This is a genomic window from Cellulosimicrobium funkei (assembly GCF_001019615.1).
GTDB lineage: Bacteria > Actinomycetota > Actinomycetes > Actinomycetales > Cellulomonadaceae > Cellulosimicrobium > Cellulosimicrobium cellulans_E.
On the sequence record NZ_JNBQ01000001.1, the window covers coordinates 134,152 to 153,100 of the forward strand.

Annotated in this window: 14 protein-coding genes; 8 read left to right on the forward strand and 6 right to left on the reverse strand. The window is 70.5% G+C overall.

What is annotated here, in order from left to right:
• Positions 1 to 313: 313 nt before the first annotated feature.
• Positions 314 to 1,531, forward strand: a complete 1,218-nt coding sequence (locus FB00_RS00615) for an epoxide hydrolase family protein (RefSeq protein WP_047230906.1) — start codon at positions 314 to 316, stop codon at positions 1,529 to 1,531.
• A 23-nt stretch (positions 1,532 to 1,554) separates the two neighbouring features.
• On the opposite strand, the gene FB00_RS00620 is transcribed toward FB00_RS00615, so the two are convergent.
• A complete protein-coding gene (locus FB00_RS00620) occupies positions 1,555 to 2,940 on the reverse strand; it encodes a hypothetical protein (protein WP_047230907.1) in 1,386 nt (461 codons plus the stop codon).
• Between the two features lie 180 nt (positions 2,941 to 3,120).
• Here FB00_RS00620 and FB00_RS00625 point away from each other — a divergent pair, with 180 nt between their 5' ends.
• Positions 3,121 to 4,839: a glycosyl hydrolase family 18 protein gene (locus FB00_RS00625; RefSeq protein WP_047230908.1), complete on the forward strand. Its 1,719-nt coding sequence runs from the start codon at positions 3,121 to 3,123 to the stop codon at positions 4,837 to 4,839.
• A 305-nt stretch (positions 4,840 to 5,144) separates the two neighbouring features.
• On the opposite strand, the gene FB00_RS00630 is transcribed toward FB00_RS00625, so the two are convergent.
• Entirely contained in the window at positions 5,145 to 6,236 is a 1,092-nt protein-coding gene (locus FB00_RS00630) for an inositol-3-phosphate synthase (RefSeq protein ID WP_047230909.1), read from the reverse strand.
• Entirely contained in the window at positions 6,233 to 6,928 is a 696-nt protein-coding gene (locus FB00_RS00635) for a PadR family transcriptional regulator (protein WP_047230910.1), read from the reverse strand. The genes FB00_RS00630 and FB00_RS00635 overlap by 4 nt, the downstream gene beginning before the upstream one ends.
• 413 nt (positions 6,929 to 7,341) lie before the next feature.
• On the opposite strand from FB00_RS00635, the gene FB00_RS00640 reads away from it, so the two are divergent.
• The 5 genes from FB00_RS00640 (at position 7,342) to rplI (ending at position 11,699) form a co-directional block, all read left to right on the forward strand.
• Entirely contained in the window at positions 7,342 to 9,759 is a 2,418-nt protein-coding gene (locus FB00_RS00640) for a transglycosylase domain-containing protein (protein ID WP_047230911.1), read from the forward strand.
• Positions 9,760 to 9,913: 154 nt separating this feature from the next.
• On the forward strand, positions 9,914 to 10,204 hold the full coding sequence (gene rpsF, locus FB00_RS00645; protein ID WP_172819989.1) for a 30S ribosomal protein S6: 291 nt from the start codon (positions 9,914 to 9,916) through the stop codon (positions 10,202 to 10,204).
• A gap of 145 nt (positions 10,205 to 10,349) precedes the next feature.
• Positions 10,350 to 10,895: a single-stranded DNA-binding protein gene (locus FB00_RS00650; RefSeq protein WP_047230913.1), complete on the forward strand. Its 546-nt coding sequence runs from the start codon at positions 10,350 to 10,352 to the stop codon at positions 10,893 to 10,895.
• Positions 10,896 to 10,996: 101 nt separating this feature from the next.
• The gene (rpsR, locus tag FB00_RS00655; protein WP_021481584.1) at positions 10,997 to 11,233 is read left to right on the forward strand and encodes a 30S ribosomal protein S18; all 237 of its coding nucleotides are present in this window, start codon (positions 10,997 to 10,999) and stop codon (positions 11,231 to 11,233) included.
• Between the two features lie 19 nt (positions 11,234 to 11,252).
• Positions 11,253 to 11,699: a 50S ribosomal protein L9 gene (rplI, locus tag FB00_RS00660; protein ID WP_047230914.1), complete on the forward strand. Its 447-nt coding sequence runs from the start codon at positions 11,253 to 11,255 to the stop codon at positions 11,697 to 11,699.
• 63 nt (positions 11,700 to 11,762) lie between these two features.
• On the opposite strand, the gene FB00_RS00665 is transcribed toward rplI, so the two are convergent.
• Positions 11,763 to 13,058: an MATE family efflux transporter gene (locus FB00_RS00665; RefSeq protein ID WP_047231213.1), complete on the reverse strand. Its 1,296-nt coding sequence runs from the start codon at positions 13,056 to 13,058 to the stop codon at positions 11,763 to 11,765.
• Between the two features lie 473 nt (positions 13,059 to 13,531).
• Here FB00_RS00665 and FB00_RS00670 point away from each other — a divergent pair, with 473 nt between their 5' ends.
• Positions 13,532 to 17,404: a replicative DNA helicase gene (locus FB00_RS00670; protein WP_047230915.1), complete on the forward strand. Its 3,873-nt coding sequence runs from the start codon at positions 13,532 to 13,534 to the stop codon at positions 17,402 to 17,404.
• A gap of 90 nt (positions 17,405 to 17,494) precedes the next feature.
• Here the strand turns inward: FB00_RS00670 and FB00_RS00675 are convergent, their stop codons facing one another.
• Entirely contained in the window at positions 17,495 to 18,250 is a 756-nt protein-coding gene (locus tag FB00_RS00675; protein ID WP_047231214.1) for an SAM-dependent methyltransferase, read from the reverse strand.
• Between the two features lie 322 nt (positions 18,251 to 18,572).
• On the reverse strand, positions 18,573 to 18,893 hold the full coding sequence (locus FB00_RS00680) for a DUF7660 family protein (RefSeq protein ID WP_052877327.1): 321 nt from the start codon (positions 18,891 to 18,893) through the stop codon (positions 18,573 to 18,575).
• Positions 18,894 to 18,949: the final 56 nt, after the last annotated feature.

Below are 18,949 nucleotides of genomic sequence, written 5' to 3' on the forward strand. Positions count from 1 at the left end.
GGCAGCACGGGGGTCGCGTGCGGTGCACGCGACGACGGTGTCGGTTCTCGGTCGGCGGGCCACGGGGAGGGGAGGGCCCGGGCCGATCGGCGCGGCCCAGCCACGTCGATCCGTACCCTGTACGACCATCCACCATCCTGCGTTATTCCCGCCCGACGTGACGACCTCTTTTCGCTCGCGGACTCATCGGTGCTGCCGACAGCAGAACGCCGCGGTCGCGCGGCGGGGAGGAGCGACGAGAAGAGGACGGCGGCTGACCGCTACCCCGCCTAGCGTCGAGGACGGACCCACCACCCAGACACCGGAGGCCCTGATGGAGTTCCGACCGTTCACGATCGACGTCCCCCAGGCCGAGCTCGACGACCTGCACGAGCGCCTCTCCCGCACCCGTTGGCCCGCCGAGCTCCAGGAACGCGGCTGGGAGCGAGGCACCGAGGTGGCGACGATGCGCCGCCTCGTCGCGCACTGGCTCGACGGCTACGACTGGCGCGCGCAGGAGGCGCGACTCAACCGTCTCCACCACGTCGTGGCCACGGTCGACGGCCGCGACCTCCACGCGATCCACGAGCGTGCGGTGCGCCCGGACGCCCAAGCGATCCTGCTGCTGCACGGCTGGGCGGACTCGTTCTACCGGTTCGCGCACGTCGTCGACCGCCTCACGGGCCGCGATCCCGCGGTCGGCCCCGACGAGCCGGTGTTCGACGTCGTCGTCCCGTCGCTGCCGGGCTTCGACTTCTCGGAGCAGCCCGATGCCGGGACGGTGAGCGGTGCCCAGAGCGCCGAGGTCGTCGCGAGCCTCATGGAGGGCCTCGGCTACGACCGCTACCTCGTGCACGGTGGCGACTGGGGCGGTGTCGTCGCGCAGGAGGTGGCGCGCGCCCACCCCGACCGCGTCGTCGGCCTCCACCTCACCGACGTCCCGTTCCCCAACCTGTTCCTCGTCGACCGCGGTACGGCGAGCGAGGGGGAGCGCGCCATGTTCGCCGCCGTCGACGCGTGGGGCGAGACGCACGGCGGGTACGTCGGGATCCAGTCGTCGCGCCCGCTCACGCTGTCCTACGGCCTGAGCGACTCGCCCGTGGGCCTCGCGGCGTGGCTCGTCGACCACTTCGGCTACCTCTCCGACACCCTGCCGTCGGACGACGACCTGCTCACCAACGTGATGCTCTACTGGCTCGGCAACTCGATCCGCTCGTCGATGCGCCTCTACAACGAGGGGCTCGACGGCGACTGGGGCGTTGAGGCAGGGGGTGACTCCGGGGACGACGCCGCACGGTCGGGCGGGGAGGGCGCGGACGGAGCATGGTCGGGCGGGGAGGGTGCCGACGCCGGCTGGTCAGTCCGCATCGACGTGCCGACGGCGCTCGCCGTCTTCCCGCGCGACATCTCGCAGCCGCCGCGCGAGTACGCGGAGCGGTTCTTCGACGTCCGGCGGTTCACCACGATGCCGCGCGGCGGGCACTTCGCCGCGCTCGAGGAACCGCAGCTCATCGTGGACGATCTCCGGACCTTCGCCACCGAGCTCGGCTGAGCCCGTCGGGCGGCTGCGCCCCGTCAGTCGCCGGGCCGCGCGGCCGGGACGCCGTCGCCGGTGGCCGAGCCCTGGCCGGGTGCGGCGGCCTCGGAGGCCGGCCGTGCGCCGTCGTGCCCGACGGCGTCCCCCACCCCGGCCGGAGTCCGTGCCCCGCGCGTCCACATCACGAGGGCGGCGAGCGCGTAGGCGACCGCGAGGGCGACGAACACGCCGCGCGACCAGCCAGTGTCCGGCAGGGTGAACGCCGCCAGGGCGGCCGCGCCGACGAACGCCGCGTTGTACAGGACGTCGTAGAAGGCGAAGGCTCGACCGCGGAACGCGTCGTCGGTGTCGCGCTGGACGATCGTGTCGACCGCGATCTTGGTGCCCTGCGCGGCGAGCCCGAGCAGTGCCGCGCCCGTGTACACGACCGCGCGCTCCGGCGTCGTCACGAGCAGGAGCTGGCTCGCCGCGGCGAGCAGCAGCATGATCGCGATCCACACCTGCGGCCCCGTGTAGCGGGACAGCGTCGGGGTGAGCACCATCGCGCCCGCGCCACCGAGGCCCGTGAGCCCGACGACGATCGCGAACGTCGCCATGCCGGCCGTCTGGCTCCCCGGGTCGAGGAGGTTCCGCGAGATGAGGATCGACGCGATGAAGACGACCCCGTAGAGGAAGCGGTGCGTCGCCATCGCGAGCAGCGCCTGCCCCGGGGTGCGCCGTGCGACCAGGTACCGGGCGCCGTCGGCCAGCCCGCGCGCCACGCGCGCGATCTCCGACCGGATCGCGGCCTCGGCCGGGTGCTCCGGACCGAGCTGGGTGCGCCCGAGGCGCAGCGCCAGGAGCGACGCGATCCCGAACACGAGCGCGGCGCAGACGAGTGCGGACGAGTCCTTGACGCGGCCCGGCTCGAACGCGAGCCCGAGCAGGAGGCCGATCCCGCCCCCGAGGAACGCCGCGCCCGCGCCGAGCGTGGGCGTGAGCGAGTTCGCGGTGAGGAGCAGCGGGCCGTCGACGACGCGGGGCAGGCCCGCGGACAGGCCCGCGAGGAGGAAGCGGTTCACCGAGAGCGCCGCGAGGCCGAGCGCGTAGATCCACCCGCTCACGCCGCCCGAGAGCATGAGGGCCGCCATCCCCAGCGTGATGACCACGCGCACCGCGTTGCCCCACGCGAGCACCTGTCGGCGCTGCCAGCGGTCGAGGAACACGCCCGCGAAGGGCCCCACGATCGTGAACGGCGCGAGCATCACCGCGAACGCGCCCGCGATCGCCGCTGCCGTGCCCTGCGACTCGGGCGAGAAGAACAGCAGCGACGCCAGGCCGACCTGGAACATGCCGTCCCCGGCCTGCGAGACGAGGCGGACGGCGAACAGCCTGCGGAACCCGCGCAGCCGCAGCAGCGCTCGCAGCTCGGCGACGACACTCACCCCCCAACCCTAGGTGGTCCCCACGACCCGACGGGCCGACGTCGGCCGACCCGGCGCGCGACGCGGCGTTCTCGCATCCTGGGAACCCCCTGGGCAAGAATGCTTAGGAAGGTTACCTTTGCGTTTTCGTCACGACCCGCCGCAGTGGCCGGGCCCGGAGAAGCAGCGAGGCATTCTCGAATGACACGAACCCCCAGGACGGCAGCCGCAGGGCTCGCCTTCGCAGCGACGGCGGCGCTCGTCGCCGGCACGGTCGGGGCGGCGCACGCCGCACCCGCGACGGCCGGCGGAGACGGCGCCAACGGCTACAAGACCGTCGGCTACTACCCCGCGTGGGACGCCGGCAACGAGGACGGCTACCAGGTCGCCGACCTTCAGAGCACGGGAGCGGCGTCCGACCTGACGCACCTCAACTACGCGTTCGGCAACGTCACGACCGACCTGGTCTGCGACATCACCGACCGGGAGGACCCCGTCGACGGCGGGCTCGAGGGCGACCCCCTCAACGACTACGTGCAGCTCAAGCCGGCCGGGCAGGCCGTCGACGGCGTCGCGGACACCGCCGACCAGGCGCTCGCGGGGAACTTCAACCAGCTCAAGAAGCTCAAGGAGGCCAACCCGGGCCTGAAGGTCCTCATCTCGCTCGGCGGCTGGACCTGGTCGGACAACTTCTCCGACGCCGTGTCCACGCCGGAGAACCGCGAGCGGCTCGTCGAGTCCTGCCTCGACGTGTACTTCCGCGGGAACCTCCCCGTCGTCCAGGACGCGGAGAACGGCACCAAGGGTGGCGACGGCGTCGCCGCCGGCATCTTCGACGGCGTCGACCTCGACTGGGAGTGGCCCGGCGCGACCGGCGAGCACCCCACGCCGCGACCCGAGGAGGACGCGGAGAACTTCGTCCAGTTCGCGCAGCTCCTGCGCGCCGAGCTCGACGAGCTCGGCACCGAGACGGGCCAGGACTACCAGATCACCGGCTTCGCACCGGCCGGTTGGGCCCCGCGCACCTACGGCGGCTGGCTCGACCCGCGCTTCGTCGAGGCGCTCGACTTCATCAACGTCCAGGGCTACGACTACCACGGCGACTGGAACACCACCCGGACCGGCCACCAGGGCAACCTGCACGTCTACGACGACCCGACGACGGGCGATCCGGCCAACTGGGGCCTCGCCGCCGACGGCGTCCTCGGCGCGTACCACGTGGCCGGGTGGCCCAAGGAGAAGCTCGTGCTCGGCATGGCCGCATACGGCTACGGCTGGAAGAACGTCACCGACCCGACACCCGGCGCCGCGGCCGACGGCGCCCTCCCGTTCACCTACTACTCCGAGATCAAGGCCAAGGGCCTGCCGGAGTACTACGACGAGGTCGCCGGGCAGGGCTACTTCTACGGCGACGGCGAGTGGTGGAGCGCGGACACCCCGCGCTCCGTGACGGCCAAGGCCGAGTACCTCGCCACCCACGGCTACGGCGGCGGCTACTTCTGGGACCTCGCCGGTGACGACGACAACGAGCTCCTCGGGACCCTCCGCGGCACGTTCGAGACCGCCACCCCCGGCCCGCTCGTCCCCGCCGACGCGGCGGCCCCCTGGTACGCGTCGGGCGTGTACACCAAGGGCGACGTCGTCTACCACGACGGCGTCGAGTACCGCGCCGCCTGGTGGACCCGGAACCAGGAGCCCGGCGAGCCGAACGGCCCCTGGCGTGCCATCGGCGGTGCCGGCACCGCCCCGGCGGGAGAGGCACCCGCCTGCGGCGACGCCTGGGACGCCGGCCGCACCTACACCGCCGGCGACGTCGTCACCCGCGCGGGCGTGAACTACACCGCGCAGTGGTGGACCACCGGGTCCCGGCCCGGCACCGACGTGCACGGCGCCTGGGACGCGGGCAGCCCCTGCGCCTGACGCACCGCACCACGAGCACACGAGCGGGGCCCCTGCCGATCACCGGCAGGGGCCTCGCCCGTCGTCACCCAGCGCCGAACGCGCCAGGCTTCACACCTCCGTCGCGCTCCGGAGCAGCGCTCGACCCTTTCGGTCGCGCTGGTCCTGCGCTCCGCTACGGCCGAGGGCCCGGCGAAAAGCGTGCCGGGCCCTCAACCTTCGCTGCACTCCGGATCAGCGCTCGACCCTTTCGGTCGCGCTGACCTTGCGCTCCGTTCCGGGCGAGTGCCTCGTTCCTCGGCCCTCACCCTGCACTGCGCTCCAAGTCAGCGCTCGACCTCGCCGGCGATGAAGGCCTCCAGCTGCGCACGGCCCTTCGTGTCCTCCATCTGCACCGGCGGGGACTTCATGAAGTAGGTCGAGGCCGAGAGGATCGGGCCGCCGACGCCGCGGTCCTTGGCGATCTTCGCAGCGCGCACGGCGTCGATGATGATGCCGGCGGAGTTGGGGGAGTCCCAGACCTCGAGCTTGTACTCCAGGTTCAGCGGGACCTCGCCGAACGCGCGGCCCTCGAGGCGCACGTACGCCCACTTGCGGTCGTCGAGCCACGCGACGTAGTCCGACGGGCCGATGTGGACGTTGCGGTCCTCCTTCTTGCCGCCGAGCGGGCCCTCGAGGTTCGAGGTCACGGCCTGCGTCTTGGAGATCTTCTTGGACTCCAGGCGCTCGCGCTCGAGCATGTTCTTGAAGTCCATGTTGCCGCCGACGTTGAGCTGGTACGTGCGGTCCAGCACGACGCCGCGGTCCTCGAAGAGCTTGGCGAGCACGCGGTGCGTGATCGTCGCGCCGACCTGCGACTTGATGTCGTCGCCGACGATCGGGACGCCGGCCTCCTCGAACTTCGCGGCCCACTCCGGGTCGGACGCGATGAAGACGGGCAGCGCGTTGACGAACGCCACGCCGGCGTCGATCGCGGCCTGCGCGTAGAACTTCGCGGCCTGCTCCGAGCCGACGGGGAGGTAGCAGACGAGCACGTCGACCTGGGCCTCGCGCAGCGCGGCGACGACGTCGACCGGCTCCGCGTCCGACTCCTCGATCGTCTGCGCGTAGTACTTGCCGATGCCGTCGAGGGTCGGGCCACGCTGGACGGTCACGCCGAGCGGCGGGACGTCCGCGATCTTGATCGTGTTGTTCTCCGAGGCGTTGATGGCCTCCGAGAGGTCGAACCCGACCTTCTTCGCGTCGACGTCGAACGCCGCCACGAACTCCAGGCTCGACACGTGGTAGTCGCCGAACTGCACGTGCATGAGGCCCGGGACGGTGCTGCTCGGGTCGGCGTCACGGTAGAAGTGCACGCCCTGGACGAGGGACGATGCGCAGTTGCCTACGCCGACGATGGCGACGCGGATGGAGGTCATCCTCGCTCCTTGGTGTTCGTTGTTCCAGGGTCCTCGGGACGCCTCGCGCCGTCGGGCTCCTGCTCGGATGGTTCCGCAGGATGCGGGGTGCTGCTGGTCCGCGCACGGGTGGTGCTCCGGGAGTGCCCGGAGCTCCGGTCGCGTTCGGTGGTGATGAGACCGTCGAGCCAGCGCACCTCGCGCTCGACCTGCTCGAGTCCGTGACGTTGCAGCTCGAGCGTGTACTCGTCGAGCCGCTCGCGGGTGCGAGCCGCGGACTCCCTGACCGCCTCCAGCCTCTCCGTGAGCCGGGTGCGCCGGCCCTCGAGGATGCGGATGCGGGTCTCGGCGTCGGTCTGCGCGAAGAACGCGAACCGGACGTCGAAGCTCTCGTCCTCCCACGCGGCCGGCCCCGACGAGGCCAGCACGCTCTGGAGGTGCTCCTTGCCCTCGGCCGTCAGCTCGTAGACGATCCGCGCGCGCTTGCCCGAGAGGGCGGGCGCGAGCGTCGACTGCGCCGCGGACTGCTCCGTGCCGGTGATGAGCCCGCGGGCCACCAACGACTTGAGGGCGGGGTACAGCGAGCCGTAGGACAGCACGCGGAACGACCCGAGCATGAGGTTGAGCCGCTTGCGCAGCTCGTACCCGTGCAGCGGGGACTCCTTGAGGAGGCCGAGGATCGCGGTCTCGAGCACCGGTGTCTTGCTGCGCACGAACCCACCTCCTGACGCTCCTCGGGCGTTCCCTGGCGGGCTCGCTGTGACCTGAGGTCGACTCGATGTATCGAGTCGATACATCGACAGGTTAGGTCGTCTCGATGTGTCGTGCAATCTTCGGGGAGTGTCGCGCATCGCGCCACAGATGTGAAGGACCCGCGGAGGCGGCGGGACGCCGCGGCGAATCAATGGCGCACGATCACGCTGTCAGTGCCGCAGACCCTTGTCCCGACAGGGCGACGCCCTATTGTTCAGGGTGGTCCGGCGTGTGCCGACCCCGTGCCCGACGACGTCCCGCGCCCGAGGCGGGGACGCGCCGTCGGGCAGGCGGTCCGCTCGCGGCGGGCCACGAGCAGGTCCGCGGACGACGTGGAACCGGCTTCCCGTTGCCCCCCAGAGGAAGGTAGACCGTGGCGCGATCCACGAGGACGAACGGACGGACGACCCCCCGCGGGCGCCGTCGGTTCTTCAACTACCCCCGCTCGCACGTCAAGAGCTTCCGCCGCTGGCTGCCGTCCTGGCGCGTCGTCGTCGGCACCATGCTGACCGGCGTCGCGCTCGTCGCAGGCGTGCTCGTCGCCGCGTGGGTCACGACCGACGTCCCGACGAAGCTCCCGAGCGTGGGTGCCCAGACCTCGACGGTCTACTGGGGCGACGGGACGACCGAGATGGGGAAGTACGCCTCGGAGGATCGCACCCTCGTCGACTACGAGACGCTGCCCGACTACGTGGGCAACGCCGTCGTGGCCTCGGAGGACAGCACCTTCTGGACGAACTCGGGCGTGGACTTCCGTGGCATCGCGCGTGCCTTCTACAACAACCTCAAGGGCGGCGGCCGCCAGGGCGCCTCGACGCTCACCCAGCAGTACGTCGAGCGCTACTACACGGACACGGTCACGGACTACGCGGGCAAGGCCCGCGAGGCGATCCTCGCGCTGAAGATCACGCAGCAGCAGAAGAAGGAAGTCATCCTCGGCAACTATCTCAACACGATCTACTTCGGTCGCGGCGCGTACGGGATCCAGGCGGCCGCGCAGAAGTACTACGGCGTGAACGCGGCCGACCTCACGGTGTCGCAGGCCGCCATGATCTCGGGCATCATCCCCAACCCGACCAACTGGGACCCGGCGAACAACCCCGAGCAGGCCGAGCACCGCTGGAAGCGGTCCCTCGACAACATGCTCAAGGACGGGCACATCGACAAGGCCCAGTACGACGAGGCGATCGGGGCCGGTTTCCCGGAGGCGATCCCCTACGTGAAGTCGGACAAGTACGCCGGGCCGACGGGGTACCTGCTCGCCATGGTCGAGAAGGAGCTCGCGAGCGAGGGCATCGACATCTCCGAGGCCGACCTGACGAGCAAGGGCTACCAGATCACCACGACGATCGACCCGGCGATGCAGAAGGCCGCGGTCGACACCATCGACACGCTGCCCCAGGAGAGCCGCGGCGACGACAACCCCGTCTCCCCGAACCTCCGCGCGGCGCTCGTGTCCATCGACCCGAACGACGGCTCCATCCGCGCGCTGTACGGCGGTGCCGACTTCCTCCAGAACCAGTACAACAACGCCACGCTCGGCGCCGCCCAGGGCGGGTCGACCTTCAAGCCGTTCACGCTCGTCGCGGCGCTCGAGAACGGCCACACGCTCGACGAGCGGTACGACGGAAACTCGCCGATGACGTTCGAGGGAGCGAACGACGGCGGCGACTGGAAGGTCCGCAACTTCAGCGACCACTCGTGGGGGAACATCGACCTCGTCAAGGCGACCGCACAGTCCGTGAACACCGTGTACGCCGAGCTCAACATCGAGACCGGCCCGGACAAGACGGCCGAGGTCGCGACCCGACTGGGCATCACGAAGGGCAAGGTCGCACCTAACGCGTCCAACGTGCTCGGCACCGCGACAGTGACGCCGCTCGAGCTCACGAACGCCTACGCGACGATCGCGGCCGGTGGGCAGAAGGCGACGCCGCACATCGTCGCGAAGGTCGTCGACGCGCGCGGGAACGTCAAGTACGAGGCGCCGGGCGCCGACAAGCGGACCGCCGAGTTCGACACCGAGACGATGGCGGCGACGCAGTACGCGCTGTCCCAGGTCGTCGAGCAGGGCTCCGGGGAGCCGGCCAAGGCGCTCGGTCGTCCCGCCGCGGGGAAGACCGGGACGTCGAACGAGAACAAGTCCGCATGGTTCGCCGGCTTTACGCCGGGTCTCGCGACCGTCGTCGGTCTCTACCAGACCGGGCCGGAGAACGAGCAGGAGCAGATCACGCCGTTCGGCAAGTGGGCCAACATGAACAATCCCGAGATCACGGGTGGTTCGTGGCCGGTCGAGGCATGGACCTCGTACATGCAGGCCGCGACGGCCAACCTGCCGGTCGGCGAGTTCCTGCCGTACACGCCGCCCAAGCCGAAGCCGACGGAGACTCCGACCGAGACGCCGACGGAGGAGCCCACCGAGGAGGCGCCCGCGACGGAGGAGCCCGAGGAGCCGCAGCAGCCGGAGAACGTCACAGTGCCCGGCGTCGTCGGCATGGAGAGCCGGGCCGCGCGCGCCCAGCTCGAGGCGGCCGGCCTGAAGGTGCGGATCACCGAGGAGTTCTCGGACCAGCAGCCACGCGGCTTCGTCATCAGCCAGTCGTCCATGAGCGAGGTCCCACCGGGATCGACCATCTCGCTCGTCGTCTCGAAGGGCGTCGACCCGGGGCAGCAGCCGACGGAGGAGCCGACCGAGGAGCCGACCGAGACGCCCGACCCGGCGACGGGGCGGCGGGGCCCCGGTGGCGGCGGTGGCGGCGGCGGAGGGACGAACCCCGGCCAGGGCGGCTGACGCCCGGCTGTTCCGCAGATTTCCAGGGGCCCGCGGCGAGCGGGTACCCTGGGGAGCTGCCGTCCGCTCGTCGGACGGAAGCAGCACGAATGCATGAACCCTCCTGTCACGGAGAGACCGTGACCGCGAAGACCAGAGGAGGTGGGTTATCCGCATGCGTCAGTACGAACTGATGATCATCCTCGACCCCGAGATCGAGGAGCGCACCGTCGCCCCGTCGCTCGACAAGTACCTGTCGGTCATCAAGACCGACGGCGGCTCCGTCGACAAGGTGGACATCTGGGGTCGTCGCCGCCTGGCGTACGACATCAAGAAGAAGTCCGAGGGCATCTACGCGGTCGTCGACTTCACGTCGACCTCCGACACCGCCAAGGAGCTGGACCGTCAGCTCGGCCTCAACGAGGTCGTCCTGCGGACCAAGATCCTGCGCACGGACGCTCGCTGATCCTCCCCGCGTCCCCCGTCCGACCGTCCCGCGCCGGGATGCTGCACGCCGTAGCGCGTGTGGGCGCCGCGTGATGGGATGAGCGACGCGAGACCCGTTACGAGCACGAACGCGACGATGCTGACGACACACGAAGGAGCTGGCCATGGCAGGTGACACCGTCATCACGGTGATCGGGAACCTCACGGGAGACCCGGAGCTGCGTTTCACCCCCTCGGGTGCGGCGGTGGCCAACTTCACGGTGGCGTCGACGCCGCGGACCTTCGACCGCCAGTCGAACGAGTGGAAGGACGGGGACACCCTGTTCATGCGCTGCTCGATCTGGCGCGAGGCCGCGGAGAACGTCGCGGAGTCGCTGACGAAGGGCATGCGCGTCATCGTGCAGGGCCGCCTCGTCCAGCGCTCGTACGAGACTCGCGAGGGGGAGAAGCGCACCGTCGTCGAGCTGCAGGTGGACGAGATCGGTCCTTCCCTGCGCTACGCCTCCGCGAAGGTCACCCGCGCCCAGCGCTCGGGTGGCGGTGGCGGCGGCTTCGGCGGCGGTGGCGGCTACGGAGGTGGCGCCAACTCCGGCGGTGCCTCCGGCGGCGGATTCAGCTCCGGCGGCGGTCAGCAGCAGAGCGACGACCCGTGGGCCTCGGCTGGCCCCGCGTCGTCCGGTGGTTCGTTCTCCGACGAGCCCCCGTTCTGATCGCCCGCCACTCCCAGAACACACACCCGTCCCCGCGGGTGCCGCACCGCCCGGCGGCGCGGACCGCGCGCGGGGATCGCACCTTGTAGAGGAGCAACACCATGGCGAAGCCTGTGGTGCGCAAGCCCAAGAAGAAGTCCAACCCGCTGAAGTCGGCCAAGATCGAGTCGGTCGACTACAAGGACACCGCGCTGCTGCGCAAGTTCATCTCCGACCGCGGCAAGATCCGCGCGCGTCGCGTGACCGGCGTCTCCGTCCAGGAGCAGCGCCAGATCGCCCGTGCGGTGAAGAACGCGCGCGAGATGGCGCTGCTGCCGTACACGTCGACGGCTCGCTGAGCGGGAAGGGAGAGAACTCATGGCCAAGCTGATCCTGACCCACGAGGTCACCGGTCTCGGTGAGCCCGGCGACGTCGTCGAGGTGAAGGACGGGTACGCCCGTAACTTCCTCGTCCCGCGCAAGCTCGCCACGCCGTGGTCCAAGGGCGCCGAGTCGCAGGTGACTGCGATCCGCAAGGCGCGCAAGGCCCGCGAGATCGCGTCGCTCGACGACGCGAAGGCGATCCGCGACTCGCTGCAGTCGAAGCCGGTCGTCGTCGAGGCGAAGGCCGGCGCTGCCGGTCGCCTCTTCGGTGCCGTGACGACGGCGGACATCGCGTCCGCCGTGACCGCCGCGGGCGCGTCGGTCGACAAGCGCAAGATCGAGATCGGTCAGCCGATCAAGGCGACGGGGGACTACACGGTCTCCGTCCGCCTCCACCCGGAGGTCTCCGCGACCCTCGCGGTGAAGGTCGTCGCTGCCTGATCTGCTGCTGAGCAGTCCTCGAAGGCCCGGTCCCTCCACGGAGGGCCCGGGCCTTCGTGCTGTTCACGCGGTGCCGGTGACCATCCAGGCGCTGCCGCGGGCGCGCAGGCCGGTGGTGACGGCGCGGGCCGCCATGAAGACTCCCGCGAAGGCGAGCCACAGCCACGCGAGGCCCGCTGCGCCGTCGGGCGCCCACTGCCGGACGGCGAGGGCGAACGGCACGTAGACCACGAGCGTGAGCATGCCCGCCCAGGCGAGGAAGCGACCGTCGCCGGCGCCGATGAGGACGCCGTCGAGGACGAACACCCACCCCGCCATGGGCATCAGGAGACCGCACACCGCCATGCCGACCGCCACGGCGGTGCGGACGTCGGGGTCGGACGTGAAGAGCAGTGCGAACCACCAGCCGCCCGCGGCCATGACGAGCCCGATCGCCGCGCCCGCCGCGACGCCCCATTGGAGCGTGCGCCGCAGGACGGCGCGGACGCGCGGGACGTCGTCGGCCCCGAGCCCGTAGCCGACGAGCGCCTGCGCGGCGATGGCGAGCGCGTCGAGGGCGAACGCAGCGAGCCCCCAGACGGAGTTCACGACCTGGTAGCCGGCGAGCGTGACCTCGCCGAGCCCGGTCGCGACGAAGACGGTGAGGAGGATCGCGAGGCGCAGCGAGAGGGTGCGGACGAAGAGCGGGGCGCCGGCGCGCGCGTTCGACCAGATGCCGCCCGCGGCGGGGCGCAGGGACGCGCCGTGGCGGCGCGCGCCGCGCACGACCACGACGACGAGCACCGCGCCCATGGTGAGCTGGGCGACGGCCGTCCCGAGGCCCGAGCCGGCGATCCCGAGGCCTGCGCCGTAGACGAGGACGACGTTGAGGACCGCGTTGAACGTCGCACCGCCCGCCGCGACCCACAGGGGCGTCCTCGTGTCCTGCATGCCGCGCAGGACGCCTGTGGAGGCGAGGACGAGGAGCATCCCGGGGAGGCCGAGGGCGGACCAGCGCAGGTAGACGACGGCGTGCTCGGCGACCTCGCCGGTCCCGCCCATCGCGCCGACGGCCCAGGGCGCGGTCGCCCACAGCGCGGCGGCGAGCAGGACGCCGAGCCCGACGGCGAGCCACAGGCCGTCGACCCCCGACTGGAGCGCCTCGCGCGTGTGCCCGGCACCGATGCGGCGGGCGACGGCGGCCGTGGTCGCGTAGGCGAGGAAGACGCACAGCCCGACGAGCGTGACCAGGAGCGTCGAGGCGAGGGAGAGCCCGGCGAGCTGGGCGGTGCCGAGATGACCGACGACCGCGCTGTCCACGAGGACGAAGAGCGGCTCCGCGACGAGCGCGCCGAGGGCGGGGACGGCGAGCGCGAGGATCTCGCGGTCGAGCCGGGAGCGGGTGCGGCGACCTGTGGACGACGGCGCGGGGTCGGGTGGCGTCCGGGTGTCGCCGGGGTGGCCGGGCGGTGTCCGGCGTGTCGTCGGCGTGTCGTCGGACTTTCTTTCTTCCACACCCCTGAGGGTAGTGACGAGGCAGGTCAGAGGCCCCTCACGCTGATGTACACAGGGAGATCGTGAGGTTGTCCACACCGTTTTCCACCGGGTGTGCACAGTGTGGGGGAGTGTGTCCACAGGTTCGGGGGTCCCTGTCCACCGGGCGTGCACAGGGCCGTTTGCGGGGCGTGGAGCAGCGATCTAGTGTCGCGGGGTCGTGCTTGTCGGAGGCGGGAGGCGCGGCCACCGGGACAGTCGTGTGGGTGGCCCGCTGTAGAACACGTGTACGACGAAGGTTTGTCCCGGTCGCGCGGTCCCTCGGTGGGTCGTGACGGGCTCGGGGGAGCGAGGGGCGCATGTCGATCGAGGAGCTCGAGGAGAGCTACGGGGGACCGGGGCCGTCAGGTTTCGACCGGACGCCACCCCAGGACGTCGCGGCGGAGATGAGCGTGCTCGGCGGCATGCTGCTGTCCAAGGACGCCATCGCCGACGTCATCGAGCAGATCCGTGGCTCCGACTTCTACCGGCCCGCGCACGAGGTCGTCTACGAGTCGATCATCGACCTCTACGGCCGCGGCGAGCCCGCCGACGCCATCACCGTCGTCGCGGAGCTGACCAAGCGCGGCGAGCTCCAGCGCATCGGCGGCGCCCCGTACATCCACGACCTCATGGCCGGTGTCCCGACCGCCGCGAACGCCGGGTACTACGCGCGGATCGTGCGCGAGCGCGCCGTGCTCCGGCGCCTCGTCGAGGCCGGCACGCGCATCGTGCAGCTCGGCTACGCGACCGACGGCGGCGACGTCGACGAGATCGTGAACAACGCCCAGGCCGAGGTCTACGCCGTCACGGAGCGGCGCACGACCGAGGACTACCTCCCGCTCTCGGAGATCCTCGGCCCGACGTTCGACGAGATCGAGGCGGCCCAGGGCCGCGGCGAGGGCATGACCGGCGTCCCGACCGGCTACTCCGACTTCGACCGGCTCACCAACGGCCTGCACCCCGGCCAGATGATCGTCGTCGCGGCCCGTCCGGCGATCGGCAAGGCCCTCGCGCTCGACACGCCGCTCCCCACGCCGTCGGGCTGGACGACGATGGGCGACGTCGCGGTCGGCGACCTGCTCGTCTCCGCAGACGGGACGCCCACGCGGGTCGTCGCGTCGACCGAGGTCATGGTCGACCGCCCGTGCTACGAGGTCGAGCTCGACGACGGCACGGTGATCGTCGCGGACGCGCAGCACCAGTGGGTGACCTCGACCCGCGCCCAGCGACGCGCGGTGCGTGCGGGTGAGACACCCGAGTCGTCCGTGCGCACGACTGAGGAGCTCGCCGCCACGGTCCGGACCGCGACGGCTGAGCGACGCGCGAACCACTCGATCGCCACCACGGCACCCCTCGACCTTCCCGAGGCCGACCTCCCGATCCATCCCTACGCGCTCGGCGTCTGGCTGGGCGACGGCAGTTCCCGACGCGCCGAGTTCACCTCGGCCGACCCTGAGATCGCCATGCGGATCGAAGGCCTCGGGTACGTCGCACAGCCGAAGGGGAGCGCGAAGGGTCGTGCGCGGGCGTACAACATGCTTCTCCCCGAGGCCGAGGCCCTGGTTCGAGCGTGCATCGTCTGCGGCACCGAGTTCGCGCCCAAGAGGGCGACGCTCTTGGCGTGCGGAAAGGTGTGCGCAGCGCGTTCGCGCGGCATGGAGCGGCCGGCGCCACCGACGTGCCCCGACTGCGGCAAGCCCGGCTGGGGCTTCCGCCGGTGCCAGGAGTGCCACACCGCGAACGGCACCATGGGAGGTCGGCTCCGGACGCTCGGTGTGCTGTCGAACAAGCACATCCCCACCTCCTACCTGCGCGCGAGCGAGTCCCAGCGTCGAGACCTTCTGGCGGGTCTGCTCGACACCGACGGCACCGTCATGCCGCAGGGCAGCGTCCAGATCAGCCTGACGAACGAGCGCCTCGCGCGCGAGACGCGTGAGCTCGTACTGTCGCTCGGGTACCGCACGGGATGGTCCACGAAGACGGTGAAGGGGCGGACCGAGGCGTCGTCGACGGCGTACACGATCACCTTCACGACCGAGGACGATGTGTTCTGGCTGGAGCGCAAGCGCCTCGTCCACAAGGAGCGTCGCCGTCCGGGCACCGCGCGGCTCACGTCACGGTTCGTCGTCGACGTCCGCCGGGTCGAGTCGGTGCCGGTGCGCTGCGTCGAGGTCGACCATCCCTCGCACCTGTACCTGGCAGGACGATCGATGGTGCCCACGCACAACTCGGTTCTCGGCATCAACGTCGCGACGCACGCCGCGGTGCACCACCAGATGTCGTCCGTCATCTTCTCCCTGGAGATGAGCCGCAACGAGATCACGATGCGTCTGCTCGCCGCCGAGGCACGGGTGCCGCTGACGCGGATGCGGTCCGGGAAGATGGACGAGCAGGACTGGCAGAAGCTCGCGTCGACGATGGGCAAGGTCGCTGAGGCGCCGCTGTTCATCGACGACTCGCCCAACATGTCGCTCATGGAGATCCGGGCGAAGTGCCGCCGCCTCAAGCAGCGGCACGACCTCAAGCTCGTCGTGATCGACTACCTCCAGCTCATGAGTTCCGGCAAGCGCGTCGAGTCGCGCCAGCAGGAGGTCTCGGAGTTCTCGCGTGCGCTGAAGCTCCTCGCAAAGGAGCTCGAGGTTCCGGTCATCGCGATCTCGCAGCTGAACCGCGGTCCGGAGCAGCGCGGCGACAAGAAGCCGCAGATGAGCGACCTGCGTGAGTCGGGTTGCCTCACCGAGGACACGAAGATCCTGCGCGCCGACACTGGCGCAGAGACCAGCTTGGGCGAGCTGTTCGCGCTCAACGCCAAGGACGTCCCGGTATGGGCGCTCAACGACCGACTCCAATACGTGCGCCGCCATCTGACGCACGTGTTCCCCACGGGCGTGAAGCCCGTGTTTCGCATGCGCCTTGCGTCGGGCAAGGAGATCGAGGCGACGGCGAACCACCCGTTCCTCACCTACGACGGCTGGACCGCGCTCGGCGACCTCGAGGTCGGCTCGCGCATCGGCGTGCCGCGCCACGTCCCCGGCCCGGAACGGAACCTCGAGTGGGACGACCGCAAGGTCGTGATGCTGGCGCACCTCCTGGGCGACGGGTCGTTCGTGAAGCGACAGCCGATCCGCTACGCCTCGATCGACGAGCGGAACCTCGCCGCCGTCTCCGAGGCGGCGGGCGCCTTCGGCATCACCCCGATCCGCGACGACTACGCCGCGGCCCGAGTCACGTCCCTGCGCCTCCCCGCGCCCTACCGGCTCGCCCGGGGTCGCCGGAACCCGATCGCCGAGTGGCTCGACGACATGGGGCTGTTCGGCGCACGCAGCCACGAGAAGTTCATCCCCACGAGCGTCTTCCACCTGCCGAAGCGCCAGATCGCGCTCTTCATCAAGCACATCTGGGCCACGGACGGCTCGGTCACGATCAACAAGAACGGGCGCAGCGGGCGGATCTACTACGCCTCGACCTCGCGCGAGCTCGTCGACGGGCTCTCTCGTCTTCTGCTGCGCTTCGGTATCTCGACGCGCGTGCGGACGGCGACCCCCAAGGGGTCGTACCGTCCCGGGTACACCCTGGACGTGAGCGGGGTGGACGATCAGCGCCGCTTCCTCCAGGAGATCGGCGTGCACGGTGACCGAGGCGATATCGCCGAGAAGCTGCTGACGATCATCCGCGAGGCGCGCGCCAACACGAACGTCGACACCGTTCCGCGTCGGGTCTGGGACGACGTCCGCGAGATCCTCGTCGAGCGCGGCATGACGCACCGCGAGTTCGCGGCAGCGATCGGCACCGAGTTCTGCGGCAGCGCGTTGTGGAAGAACTCTCCATCGAGGCATCGCCTCGGCAAGATCGCGGCCGTGCTCGAGAGCGAGGAGCTCGAGATCATGGCGGTCAACGACCTCCTGTGGGACGAGGTCGTCTCGATCGAACCGATGGGGGAGAAGCAGGTCTACGACGCCACCGTCCTCGACGGGCACAACTTCGTCGCCAATGGCATTGCCGCACACAACAGTATCGAGCAGGACGCTGACGTGGTGATCCTGCTCCACCGCGAGGACGCCTATGAAAAGGAGTCACCCCGCGCGGGCGAGGCCGACCTGATCGTGGCCAAGCACCGTAACGGCCCCACTGACACGATCACCGTCGCGTTCCAGGGCCACTACCAACGGTTCGCAGACATGCAGATGTAGTGGTTGTCTGCGTGTCGACGTGCAGCGACGTGTGCGGCGGCGTCCGGCAGTACGGCGGCAGTCATCACGTGACAGCGACGTGCATGCCGGTCAGTCACGCGTGCTGACGGCGATGTCGTGCAGGACGAAGGTGGCAAACCCTAGTTCGCGTCGTGCGCCGCTCAGCCAGGCGTCGCGATTCCCACGTGCAGCGGCAAGTGCCTGATCGCGATCCTCGGTCGTCGGGGCCTCCCGCACGGCCCAGTCGACGAGCGACCCGGTCCAGCTGAAGTGGTAGTCGTCCCACTCGGCCAACGTGCTGACGTGCCCGTACGACGGCTCGAACCCGTGCTCGCGGACGGCTCGCACGAAGCCGACGAGGTCGGGATAGGCGTCGGCGGAAACCTCGAGCGCTGCCAGCGCAGAAGCCGACGGGGCGCCCTCCCAGATGCTGTCACCGATCAGCGCTTGGCCACCGGGGCGCAGGCGCCGCCGGACAGCGGCCAGCATGTCCTCCAGCCTGCCGAAGGCGTGGCTTGCACCGATGCACAGCACCACGTCGAAGACCCCGTCGTCCCAGGTGGCGGCATCCGTCTCGATCCAGCACACCCGGTCGCTCAGCTTCCGCTCCTCGGCACGCCGGGCGGCAGAGGCCGGGAGCATGTGGTCGATCCCCACGCCGGTGATTCCGGGATGGGCGAGCAGCAGCTCCTGCAGCCACTCGCCCTCGCCGCACCCGAGGTCGACGGCGCGGGCGCCGTCGCTCGGGCTCAGCCAGCCGACCAGTTCGCGTAGCCGCTCGGGTGCCACCGGCGCCCCGATCGGATGGCGCAGGTGGGCGATGTCGAAGATCTCGGAGCGTTCCATCTCGGCGACGCTACAGGCCACCGCCTACCCGCGCCGACGCTGTCTGACGAGCTATCACCCTATGGCTCACGCGGCCACGAGACACGCCCTCTTCCGCTGCCGTGGACCGCTGAGTGCAACCAACCGTGCGCGACCCGACCGACACGCCCGAGGTCGTGCACGGTACAGCGGCGGGTCCGCGCGATCTGCGCTGCACGTCAACAGTTGTGGACGTGCAACCCAGTTTGCAAGCGGCCTTTGTTGCAAAGCGCTCCCGTGCTCGTTGGTGACCACCTGACGCAGTAGTGGCCCCTTGGTGGCCGCCAGGTGTGGGGCAGCGGTGTCACTCGTAGTTCGTCGCCGCCTGGAGCGCGTCGTTGAAGACCTCCCAGCCGTCCTGGGGTGGAACCCGGCGCCCCCTGACGTTGAAGTAGTACCCGTCGGAGTCGTCGAGCCAGCCCGCGAGAGCTTCGAGGTACTGGTGCAGCGTGGGGTTGGCCCACGGCTCACCAGCAGCTGCCGCGACGGCGAGGGTTCTTGCCGTCGCAATCACGGCGTGCTTCCCCGACCCGCGCGCGGTCGATGGGCATCCAGCGAGCCCGCAACTCTCGTCGACGTCGACGTCGCGGTGCTCGAACTCGTAGTGGAAGCAGATGTAGTGCATCTGCTCGAACGTGTCGTAGTCGGCTGCGCCGACGGTGACTGACCGGTGGCATCGGC